The sequence below is a fragment of the Bacillus sp. RHFS10 genome (assembly GCF_016757475.1).
GTDB classification, from domain to species: domain Bacteria; phylum Bacillota; class Bacilli; order Bacillales; family Bacillaceae; genus Bacillus; species Bacillus subtilis_G.
In genome coordinates, this window is the sequence record NZ_JAESPO010000001.1 from 1,380,596 (window position 1) to 1,391,861 (window position 11,266).

12 protein-coding genes are annotated in these 11,266 nt (G+C 42.3%); 5 read left to right on the forward strand and 7 right to left on the reverse strand.

What is annotated here, in order from left to right; all coding sequences use genetic code 11:
* Positions 1-1,329, reverse strand: coding sequence for a PhoH family protein (locus JMN17_RS06590; RefSeq protein ID WP_087992177.1), 1,329 nt, complete (start codon positions 1,327-1,329; stop codon positions 1-3).
* A gap of 154 nt (positions 1,330-1,483) precedes the next feature.
* Here JMN17_RS06590 and JMN17_RS06595 point away from each other — a divergent pair, with 154 nt between their 5' ends.
* On the forward strand, positions 1,484-2,101 hold the full coding sequence (locus tag JMN17_RS06595) for a YhcN/YlaJ family sporulation lipoprotein (protein WP_087992178.1): 618 nt from the start codon (positions 1,484-1,486) through the stop codon (positions 2,099-2,101).
* A 95-nt stretch (positions 2,102-2,196) separates the two neighbouring features.
* Positions 2,197-2,406 (forward strand): YlaI family protein, encoded by a 210-nt coding sequence (locus JMN17_RS06600; protein ID WP_087992179.1) that lies wholly within the window; start codon positions 2,197-2,199, stop codon positions 2,404-2,406.
* 216 nt (positions 2,407-2,622) lie between these two features.
* Here the strand turns inward: JMN17_RS06600 and JMN17_RS06605 are convergent, their stop codons facing one another.
* Together JMN17_RS06605 and typA are read right to left on the reverse strand one after the other, a co-directional pair.
* Positions 2,623-2,940: a YlaH-like family protein gene (locus JMN17_RS06605; RefSeq protein WP_087992180.1), complete on the reverse strand. Its 318-nt coding sequence runs from the start codon at positions 2,938-2,940 to the stop codon at positions 2,623-2,625.
* Positions 2,941-2,996: 56 nt separating this feature from the next.
* Positions 2,997-4,835: a translational GTPase TypA gene (typA, locus tag JMN17_RS06610; RefSeq protein ID WP_087992181.1), complete on the reverse strand. Its 1,839-nt coding sequence runs from the start codon at positions 4,833-4,835 to the stop codon at positions 2,997-2,999.
* A gap of 112 nt (positions 4,836-4,947) precedes the next feature.
* Between typA and JMN17_RS06615 the strand changes: the two genes are divergently transcribed.
* Positions 4,948-5,136, forward strand: a complete 189-nt coding sequence (locus tag JMN17_RS06615; protein ID WP_087992182.1) for a YlaF family protein — start codon at positions 4,948-4,950, stop codon at positions 5,134-5,136.
* Positions 5,137-5,606: 470 nt separating this feature from the next.
* Positions 5,607-6,218: a hypothetical protein gene (locus JMN17_RS06620; protein WP_087992183.1), complete on the forward strand. Its 612-nt coding sequence runs from the start codon at positions 5,607-5,609 to the stop codon at positions 6,216-6,218.
* Positions 6,219-6,258: 40 nt separating this feature from the next.
* On the opposite strand, the gene JMN17_RS06625 is transcribed toward JMN17_RS06620, so the two are convergent.
* Genes JMN17_RS06625 through JMN17_RS06640 form a run of 4 tightly spaced genes read right to left on the reverse strand, consistent with a single transcriptional unit; the run spans position 6,259 to position 9,269 of the window.
* Positions 6,259-6,552, reverse strand: a complete 294-nt coding sequence (locus tag JMN17_RS06625; RefSeq protein ID WP_087992184.1) for an anti-sigma factor family protein — start codon at positions 6,550-6,552, stop codon at positions 6,259-6,261.
* Positions 6,549-7,070, reverse strand: a complete 522-nt coding sequence (gene ylaC, locus JMN17_RS06630) for an RNA polymerase sigma factor YlaC (RefSeq protein WP_087992241.1) — start codon at positions 7,068-7,070, stop codon at positions 6,549-6,551. Before ylaC ends, JMN17_RS06625 begins: the two co-directional genes overlap by 4 nt.
* Positions 7,070-7,339: a hypothetical protein gene (locus JMN17_RS06635; RefSeq protein WP_087992185.1), complete on the reverse strand. Its 270-nt coding sequence runs from the start codon at positions 7,337-7,339 to the stop codon at positions 7,070-7,072. Before JMN17_RS06635 ends, ylaC begins: the two co-directional genes overlap by 1 nt.
* Positions 7,329-9,269, reverse strand: a complete 1,941-nt coding sequence (locus JMN17_RS06640; protein ID WP_202327713.1) for a hypothetical protein — start codon at positions 9,267-9,269, stop codon at positions 7,329-7,331. Before JMN17_RS06640 ends, JMN17_RS06635 begins: the two co-directional genes overlap by 11 nt.
* Positions 9,270-9,541: 272 nt before the next feature.
* Between JMN17_RS06640 and nprE the strand changes: the two genes are divergently transcribed.
* Positions 9,542-11,107: a neutral metalloprotease NprE gene (gene nprE, locus JMN17_RS06645; RefSeq protein ID WP_202327714.1), complete on the forward strand. Its 1,566-nt coding sequence runs from the start codon at positions 9,542-9,544 to the stop codon at positions 11,105-11,107.
* The last annotated feature ends 159 nt before the right edge of the window (positions 11,108-11,266 follow it).

The following is an 11,266-nucleotide window of genomic DNA, read 5'->3' on the forward strand; positions in this document are numbered from 1 at the left end:
TTACAGCAAGTCAGCGGCAAGCTGGGCGAGACCCGATCTCTCGCCTTTTAACAGCTTCACGCTGCCTGAGATGGGTTGTCCTTTAAATCGTTCAACCACGTAGGCTAAACCATTGTTCAGACTGTCTAAATATGGGTGATCAATTTGTTCTGGATCGCCCATTAAGACAATTTTACTGCCCTCACCGACTCTCGTCAGCAGCGTTTTCACCTCATGCCTGGTCAAATTTTGGGCCTCATCAATAATAATAAATTGATCCGGAATGCTTCTCCCCCTGATATAAGTCAGTGCTTCCACCTGAATTGAGCCAATACCCGCCAGAATGGCCTCAAGCTCCCCCGGTTTTTTCGCATTAAACAGAAACTCTAAGTTGTCAAAAATCGGCTGCATCCAAGGCTTTAGCTTTTCCTCTTTTTCGCCGGGCAAATATCCAATATCCTTGCCAACAGGAACAATCGGCCTTGCGACGATCAATTTTTTATATATTCCCAAGTCTTCTGTCTGTAATAGCCCCGCCGCCAATGCTAAAAGCGTTTTGCCGGTTCCTGCTTTTCCGATTAGGGTGACGAGCGGAATATCTTCACGCAGCAAAAGCTCTAATGCCATTGTCTGCTGTACATTTTTTGGCCTGATTCCCCATACATGTTCATCATCAAAAACAAGCCTTTTTAAGACCGTGCCTGTTTTATCCGCCATTCCGACGGCTGAAGAGGACCCTCCCAGCTCATCTTTCATTAATGCGAATTGATTCGGATAAAATGTGTGCTGTTTCATTTCATTTACTGTAATTTGATTTTTCCCATAAAAAGAGCTGAACAGCTGTTGGCTGATATATAAATCCTTATAGCCGTTGTACATTTCATCATTGTCCACAACCCGGTCATTTAAGAAATCTTCAGCATGCAGTCCGATCGCGTCCGCTTTCACCCTGACCAATACATCCTTGCTGACGAGGATAACCGGCCTGCCCTCTTCCTTCGTTTCTTCCTCGAGGCTTAAATTTTTCGCAACAGCCAATATACGATTATCGTTCGTTTTTTCAATAAAGATCTCTTGGAGCTGGTGAAACGAACGATGATTCAGTTCAATTCTCAGTGTACCGCCGGTGTCGAGCGGGACCTGCTCATGCAGCCTTCCCTTTTGCCTTAAAGCATCGATCAGCTTAGATACGTGCCTTGCATTCCTCCCAACTTCGTCCATATACCTTTTTTTCGAATCAACTTCTTCTAATACAACAGCAGGGATGACAACCTCATTTTCTTCAAAAGAAAATATCGCGTTAGGATCCTGTAATAACACATTCGTATCTAACACATAAATTTTACTCAAGTCTCAGCCTCCTGATATAAAGGTCAAAGTTCTTCCTGCTTCTCTTACGATAAAAAAGGTGAATGCCTGCTAAAATATATGTTTTTGTGAATAAAGATAGAAGGTTAATTCAACAATAAAATTAATGAATGCATTTCAAGGAGGGAACCCGCAAGTGCGAATTCTTTTCATTATGATACAGCTGACGCTTATCCTGTCCGCATGTGCCTACCAACAAGGAAACCAGGATCAGAATGTTGAAAAAGAATCAACAAGGCAGCAGGAAACCAAACCGATTCACGTAAAGGACACAACTCAGGAGACAAAAGACAATGGGACAAGAGCGGATATTGCGAAGCATCTTGTCAGCGTTGCTGAAAAAATCCCCGATGTTAAGGATGCAACAGCCGTTGTGCTGGGAGGTTATGCCGTTGTAGGGATTGATGTCGATGATAATTTGGACAGAAGCAAAGTGGAAACCATTAAATATTCTGTAGCACAGGCTCTGAAAGATGATCGACACGGTGCCAACGCAGTTGTCATTGCTGACCCGGATACGGTCAGCCGCCTGAATGAAATGAGCAGAGAAATCAGTGAAGGCCGGCCGGTGACAGGCATATTAGATGAATTGGCTGCAATTGTCGGCCGAGTGCTTCCGGAAGTGCCTAACGATGTGATTGACGATGAAGATGAGCCACAAACAAAGCAGCAAAATGACCAATTAAACAAAAAGCAGCAGCAGGAATTGGAACAGGAGCAAAACGATCAATCTGATCATCATATGAAAAAATAATAATCATGAAAAAGCTATAGCCTTGCGCTTTAGCTTTTTCTTATTTTGGACAGCTTCTGATCCGTGCTATAATACATGTTAGTGAAAGAGGTGATATGATGAGGGTCCAATGTTCTATTTGCGATAAAATTGAAACAATTGATGATGATACCCTGATCGCGAAACGGCTTCGAAACCGCCCGATCCATACATATATGTGCCAGGAATGCCACGATCGGATTACCCAAAAAACAGAAGAACGGCTGAAAACGGGAAAATTCTCTTTTCACCCGGGACAGCAGAAGAAAGAAAAAGTCAAAAAATAAAGCGGCAGCTTTACCATACAGAACAAAAAGACTCAGCTTCTCAGCTGAGTCAGCGTGTCGACAAACCCTCGCATTCGTTGTCAGGCCTGTGCGTCGGTGCTCACGAATTCCAACATTCGCTGTGCTCCGATGCTCGTCCTTTCTAGACTTCAAGGGTTTTCAATCACGCTGAAAAGATGACAAAATAAAAAGACTCAGCTCTTCAGCTGAGTCTTTTTATGATTTTGCAGACTGTCCTTTTTTCGACTGATACAGCCGAATTTTGTAAATGATTAAAATCAGCGCAGCGACGACCAATCCCTCTGCCACAGGCAAAAACACTCCTAAAAAGGTAAAAACAGTGCAACCCAAAGCCAGAAATACATACACCACTGCTGATTTTAATACCGGAAGCCGTTTAGCAAATCCAAGCTTAAATACAATAACGGCCAACACAAAAATCGTGCCGTACAGCAGCCACATGCCTGCCGCAGGCTGCCGGTCTACTTGATATAGAGCGGCGAAGAACGACAGGCGTTCGCTTACGTCATTCAAAAAGATTCCCTCCCCTGTAAACGTACGGGTTCTATCTTTTCAAATTCTGCAAGAGATTAAGACAATCCTGCTGTTTTTTTCTTTTTAGCCGCTTTTTCACGTTCGTTTTTATTGAGGATTTTCTTTCTTAAACGGATGGATTCAGGCGTTACTTCACAGTATTCATCTTCGTTTAAGTACTCTAGCGACTCCTCAAGAGACATGATGCGCGCTTTTTTAATTGTAGTTGTCTGATCCTTTGTCGCAGAGCGGACGTTCGTCTGCTGTTTCATTTTGCTGACGTTAACAACAAGGTCGTTGTCACGGTTATGCTCTCCAACAATCATTCCTTCGTATACTTCAGTACCTGGCTCAACGAAGATGACACCGCGGTCTTCAATTCCTTGAATACCATAAGATGTCGCTTTTCCGTTTTCCATTGACACAAGTACACCTTGACGGCGGCCGCCGACTTGGCCCGCCTGCATCGGCTGGTAGCTGTCAAACGTATGGTTAAGAATACCAAAGCCGCGTGTTAATGATAAGAACTCTGTGGAGTACCCGATCAGTCCGCGGGAAGGAACTGTAAAGATGAGACGGACTTGGCCGTTACCATTGTTGATCATGTCAATCATTTCGCCTTTGCGGGCACCCATTGATTCCATGACAGAGCCTGTATGCTCTTCCGGAACATCGATTTGCACGCGCTCAACAGGCTCACAGCGTACGCCGTCGATTTCTTTGATGATAACTTCAGGTTTTGAAACTTGAAGTTCATAGCCTTCACGACGCATATTTTCAATCAGTATTGACAAGTGGAGCTCACCGCGTCCGGAAACAACCCAAGCGTCAGGAGAAGCTGTTGGCTCAACACGCAAGCTCACATCCGTCTGAAGCTGTGAATGAAGACGCTCTTCAATTTTGCGGGCCGTTACATATTTACCTTCACGACCTGCAAACGGACTGTTATTCACGACAAATGTCATTTGAAGTGTCGGTTCATCAATGCGAAGCACTGGAAGCGGATCTTGATGGTCTACAGGACAGACCGTTTCACCAACATTAATATCTTCCATGCCGGAAACCGCAACGAGGTCTCCCGCTTTTGCTTCTTCAATTTCCACCCGCTTTAAGCCTTGGAAACCGAAAATTTTTGTTACACGGAATGACTTAGCCGTTCCGTCAAGCTTCATAAGAGAAACCTGCTGACCGACTTTCATCGTGCCGCGGAATACGCGTCCGATTCCGATACGGCCTACATAATCATTGTAGTCAAGAAGGGCAACTTGGAACTGAAGCGGCTCCTCTGCATTTTCAACAGGTGCCGGAACATGCTTAATAATGGTTTCATATAAAGATTCCATGTTTTCATCCTGCTGTTTCGGATCAAGACTCGCTGTACCATTAATCGCTGAAGCATATACCACTGGGAATTCAAGCTGCTGTTCATTGGCATCAAGCTCAATGAACAGATCAAGAACCTCATCGATTACTTCCTCAGGACGAGCAAAGTCACGGTCAATTTTGTTGACAACAACAACCGGGTTCAGGTTTTGCTCAAGGGCTTTTTTCAGAACAAAACGAGTTTGAGGCATACAGCCTTCATATGCGTCAACGACAAGCAGTACGCCGTCAACCATTTTCATAATCCGTTCTACCTCTCCCCCAAAGTCTGCGTGTCCAGGGGTATCCAAAATATTGATGCGTGTATCTTTATAGTTAATCGCTGTATTTTTCGCCAAAATTGTAATGCCGCGTTCGCGTTCAAGATCATTAGAGTCCATTGCGCGTTCAGCAACCTGTTCGTTGGCACGGAACGTACCAGCTTGATGTAAAAGCTGATCGACTAGAGTCGTTTTACCATGGTCAACGTGGGCAATAATCGCGATGTTGCGAAGATCATTTCGAAGTTTCACTTTTTCATCTCCTAAAAAAATTAGATAACTTTCATATTATACCACACATCCTCTTTAAAAGCGTCACGTTTTTCTGTAAACTTAATATAAGACGTAAAAGGGGATGGAAATTATGAAAAAAACGAATTGGCTTTTCCTATTATTTGCATTTGCAGCGGTTTTCAGCATTATGCTGATCGGCGTCTTTATCGCTGAAAAAAGCGCAATAGGCATTGCATCCAGCATTGTACTTGTTTGCGCCGTTATGGGCGGCGGATTTACATTAAAAAAGAAAATGCGTGAGCAAGGCATGCTTGATTAAAAGCATTGCCCCGCAGGAGATATTATAATCAAAAAACACCGCAAAGAAAGCAGTGTTTCAAATTGTTGACAAAATGCTAAAATGGTTTTCATTTTAGCATTTTGTATCTTTTCAGTGTGATTGAAAACCCTTGAAGTCTAGGAAGGGCGTGCATCGGAGCACAGCGAATGTTCGAATTCGTGAGCACCGGCGCGCAGCCTTGACAACGAATGCGAGAGTTTGTCGACACGCTGAAACACCGCAAAAAAGCGGTTTTTTTCATTTTATTAAGCCTTATCTCCCCTGTTTCTTAGTCTGGAAGATGTAAAACAGCATTCATACATAGACAAACGTTCTCATGATGACACATGTGACCGGCAAAAAATAGTCCGGCAACATATACATAAAAGACCATAGAGCCTATTTCTCCCCCTCCAATCTCTCCCTATAATGGGATTCGTAGCACAATTCATAAAAGGGAGAGAAGAAACATGAAGAAAACATTTGTAAAAAAAGCTATGCTAACGACTGCCGCAATGACCTCAGCTGCTCTATTAACGTTCGGCCCTGATGCAGCCAGCGCAAAAACATTGGTTGATAACACTGCTGTTCATGTTCAGCATCAGACAATCACAAACGAAGATTTCAATACGTTCATTGATTTATTAAATCAATGCATATACGAACAAGACGGTGTGTATTATTTTGATAGCGAAAAAGCTGTCGAGCTAGGAATGACAAAAGAAGAGGCTCAAGTAATCGCAACATTATGGCAGTCAACTTCAGAATTTTTCAGCGTTGTTTCACAATGTGTGTATGCTGAAGATGGAAATTACAAATTTGATACAGAAAAAGCAATTGAACTTGGCCTCACAGATAAAGAAGCACTCGCACTTGAACAATTTTTCTCCGCTGTTTCCTTAAAGATTCACATTCTTCAAGCAGCAATTGTATTACAAGACGGTGTGTACAGCTATGATAAAGATGCAGCCGTACAAGCAGGGGCGACACCTTCGCAAGCTGATGTTTACGGCAAACTCTTCAGTGCCCTGCCACAAGAACAGCTTGCCGCAATCTACAATATGATCCATCCTGAAGCTTAATCTAAAAAAGCGCTTGCCGGAATCGGACAAGCGCTTTTCTTTATATGAGCAGTTTGATGATCAGCATCACGGCTACCGCCGCTCCGAACCAGCAGGCAGCTTTAACGATCAGCAAACCATAGTACCTCTGTTTAAACCGCATTTCTTCTTCCGGCAGAAAAGCCTCCTCAACGGCCTGTCCGCCTTCCAATTCAAAAGGCTCAGCCATCATGTCATACATCTCTCTGCAGCTGCTGCAGGTCTTTAAATGTTCTTCAATGACGTGTTCCGTTTCACTTTTACAATCACCTTCAAGATACAGAGGAAGCAGGTCTCTTACTAGAAAGCAGGTCATGTCCGCTCCTCCTCTCTTCTTTTCGCCATGTTTTTCTTTAGCTCTAATCTGGCCCGGTGCAGTGTGGTTTTCACCTTTGAAAGACTCCATCCTAATATCTCAGCGATTTCTTCATAAGAAAGCTCTTGGAATTCTCTTAAAATCAATACGGATTGATGCTGATCTTTTAACAGCAGGATCTCCTGCCGCAACGTTTCGCTTTTTACCGTCCGTGACAGATACTGTTCAGGCTGCTCATAAGTTGTTTGCGTTAATCCTTCATTTTTGCTGATATCAGTCAATTGGTATTTGACATCCCTGCGGTACCAATTGACAAAGGTATGGTGGGCAATGGTGTAAAGCCACGTTCTGATGGAAGAATGCCCCCTAAACGAAGCCAGACCGTTAAGAGCTTTTACAAACGTGTCCTGCGCTAAGTCCTTGGCTGTTTCAAGGTGATGAGTCCTTCTGAATAAATAATTTAAAATTTCTCGGTAATACTGTCGATACAAATCCTCAATAGAATCCCTATGTTTCATTAAAAGTAAAACCACACCGTCATCCAAATAGCCAATAAAATGAAACAGATATACATGGCAGACAGGTATACTTTCATATGTCTGATTTGACTCTCTTCTTCAGCACCCGGGCTTCTCTTTGAACAAGATTCACTCTTTAAGCCTTCCGCATTCTTTTGAAATAAAGGCTCTTGCTGTCTCATCCATTCCATTGATTCATCCTCTAGCTCTCCTTCTTTATATAGGTCATATAAATCTAAAAATACAGACGCTTTTTCTTTATGATTCATATAGGCTTTCCACCTCTTGTGTGTCTCCATCCACCACATAAGCATCATGGCGGTTTGAGCCAAACGGCTGAATAATGATCAGCCATGCATAATGGCGTTCATTCCCTCTTTGAACGATAATTGGACGCATTCGTTTTTTGTAAATGACATCCTGGTATGCAGAAGCTACTTTTTCATAAGCCAATTTTCCATCACGATACGTATATGGAAATGCCCTATCGGGTGTATCGCTGTACACATAAGCGTTTAGCTGACCTTGATCTTCAAAAAGCTCATATGTTTTAGAAGAATCAGTATACATCACCATGTCACTCTGCCTGCTTTTTTTCTTCATTTCTGATACATCAGCATCGAAGACCGATAATATCTGCCGCTGCACCCCGCTGTTAGCCAGTGAAATATTCTTTTTCATTGGAAGCGAAAGACTATGTAAACAACGGGATTCGCCCTCAAACTCCAAAACAATTCCATCTTTCGTTTCAACGTGCACCATGCTTCCGAGCAGGCTGTTGCTTTCAATATCAGTGATCTGATAAGGCTGTCTCGGTATGTTTAAAGCTCTAAACACTTCCTTCACTTTGTCTTGTATGTCTTGTTCTGTTACATGAACATGCAGAAGAGAATCAAGCTGATAAATTGAAGGGTCTTCACTAAAGCCCATTAGTGTTTCCTTTTCCCAATAAAATACCGTTCCATCATCTTCATGATCTTTTTTATGAAGTTGATTTTTCAGATATATACGAACGACTATCTGGCCGTCTTCTTTAGATACCGTTGTTTCGATGTGATCTTTATTTAACACACGGCCGTGTCGCTCAAGGAAAGCGATGGACTTCCGCATGTATTCCTGATCCGTCAGCGTTTTCCCCCGCGGCTTTTTCAAGTACTGATAATTATTAATCAGTTGTGATACTTCATCCACTTCAGCCTCATAGCTCAAGTTTTCAAATGAATAGAAATAATGCACATCCATCTTTGTATCATGTAAATACAACGTCTCATCCGTAGGAAAAAATGACTTAATAATTTGTTCCGCTTTTTCAGATGAAATGTGCTCTCCTACAAAATTGAATGAGTCATGAACATTTGCCGGCTTTGATACAGCGAAAGCAGCCGTTGCTACGTTATATATCGGATTTAAGAGAAAGACAAAAAACAGAATGACAGCCATCGGCAGCCACTTATTCACACGCGCATAAACCTTGCCTGACTTTTGGAACAGATGATAGCTCATTAAAAATCCCGACATTGCTAAATAAATCGTATATGGCATTACTGCACCATAATCTATGGAGATTTGATTGGGATATGGCGTAAGCAGCAGGACGAGCAGTCCGATAATCAGCGTATAAAATAAACCTAGTAAAATCTTATTTGTTCTCCAATACAGCTTGAAAAACAGTACATTCAACACAATAGGAAGAATGATAATGAAAAACAGGAACACGAATTCAATTGGTTCGATCTCATCAGGATATTCATTCCAATACGAAAAGAAACTGAATATCATTTGTACGATCGGCAAACTGACAACGGCGAGATCGAACGTATAAAACATACCTTTTCCGCCATGATCACGAGGCATCAGCATATAGTGAAAAGCCGTCAGTAGCACATACCCGTATAACAAAAAATGCACCAGCGGTAGCAGTTCATTGCCGTCCTCTCTTAAGTAAGCGCTGGTAAAGTTTGTTGCTTGCACCTGATGAATGAGTTCAACAGACACCCCGGCCAGCAACACAATCCGCAATAAGACACCTGCCAAGAACATGGTGCGGTACCGGTTTATCTTGGGATGGTGCACCAAAACATATAAGCCCGCCAAAACTACAATTGCCCATTGAATCAGCAAGGTGCTTTGTCTGCTTAATATAAAATAACGTTCGAAATGCAATACATAATGACTGAATAAATCCAACACGAACAACAATCCTTTACTTCTTATTAAGGCCTCATTCGGTTAGACAGCCGGCTTGTCCAAAAGTTTCAATAAGAAACAAATATTTCTTTTCTTCCCCATAACTCTTGCAATGAGCCATCACATGACACTTGACTCATCTGGATATTATTCAGCAAAAATAAACACAGGACATTTCTATCAATTTTGTCTAGTTATGTTAGTTTTTGTTGAGTATTCCAAAATGCTAGTTTAATATAACGATATAAAGATTTTTCAGTATTTTCAAAAAAGGGGGATTTATTGTGGGTTTAGGTAAGAAATTGTCTGTTGCTGTCGCTGCTTCGTTTATGAGTTTGTCAATCAGCCTTCCTGGTGTTCAGGCTGCTGAAAATCATCAGCTTAAAGAGAATCAAACTAACTTCCTCTCCAAAAACGCAATAGCTCAATCAGAGCTCTCTGCACCAAATGACAAGGCTGTCAAACAGTTTTTGAAAAAGAACAGCAACATTTTTAAAGGTGACCCCACCAAAAGGCTGAAGCTTGTCGAAAGTACTACTGATGCCCTTGGGTACAAGCACTTTCGATATGCGCCTGTAGTTAACGAAGTGCCTATTAAAGATTCACAGGTGATCGTTCACGTTGATAAATCCGATAATGTCTATGCGGTCAATGGTGAATTACACAATCAATCTGCTGCAAAAACAGAAAACAGCCAAAAAGTCTCTTCTGAAAAAGCACTGGCACTCGCTTTCAAAGCCATCAGCAAATCACCAGACGCTGTTTCTAACGGAACAGCCAAAAATAGTAATAAAGCCGAGTTAAAAGCGATAGAAACAAAGGATGGCAGCTATCGGCTTGCTTACGACGTGACGATTCGCTATATCGAGCCTGAACCTGCAAACTGGGAAGTCTTAATAGATGCCGAAACAGGCAGCATATTAAAACAGCAAAATAAAGTGGAACATGCTGCTGCCACTGGAAGCGGAACAACTCTAAAGGGCGCAACTGTTCCTTTGAACATCTCTTATGAAAGCGGAAAATACGTTCTAAGAGATCTTTCAAAACCAACAGGCACACAAATCATCACATATGACTTACAAAACAGACAAAGCCGCCTTCCAGGTACGCTTGTCTCAAGCACAACTAAAACGTTTACATCTTCATCACAGCGGGCAGCCGTTGACGCCCACTATAACCTCGGTAAAGTGTACGATTATTTTTATTCAAACTTTAAACGAAACAGCTATGATAACAAAGGCAGTAAAATCGTTTCTTCCGTTCACTACGGCACTCGGTATAACAATGCTGCATGGACAGGCGATCAAATGATTTACGGTGACGGCGACGGATCATTCTTCTCTCCGCTTTCCGGCTCATTAGATGTGACAGCACATGAAATGACACATGGCGTCACTCAAGAAACGGCCAACTTGATTTATGAAAATCAGCCGGGGGCATTAAACGAATCATTCTCTGACGTATTCGGTTATTTTACAGATACAGAAGACTGGGACATTGGTGAAGACATTACAGTCAGCCAGCCTGCTCTCCGCAGCCTGTCCAATCCGACAAAATACGATCAGCCTGACAATTACGCCGATTATCAAAACCTTCCAAACACAGAGGAAGGCGATTATGGCGGCGTACACACAAACAGCGGAATTCCAAATAAAGCCGCTTACAATACCATTACAAAACTAGGTGTATCTAAATCACAACAGATCTATTATCGTGCGTTAACAACGTATCTTACACCTTCTTCCACGTTCAAAGATGCCAAAGCAGCTCTCATTCAGTCTGCCCGTGACCTTTACGGCTCAACTGATGCCGCAAAAGTTGAAGCAGCCTGGAATGCTGTTGGATTGTAATGTTAGGAAAAGCCTGAGATCTCTCAGGCTTTTCAGGCTGTCGAGAAAATCTCGACAGCCTTTATTTTTCCTTAAAATATCCATTCCTCTGTAATAAAATAAAAGAAAGACTAAAAAGGACGGTGTCTTTCTTATGTTCCACACAAGAAATTCTTCTCA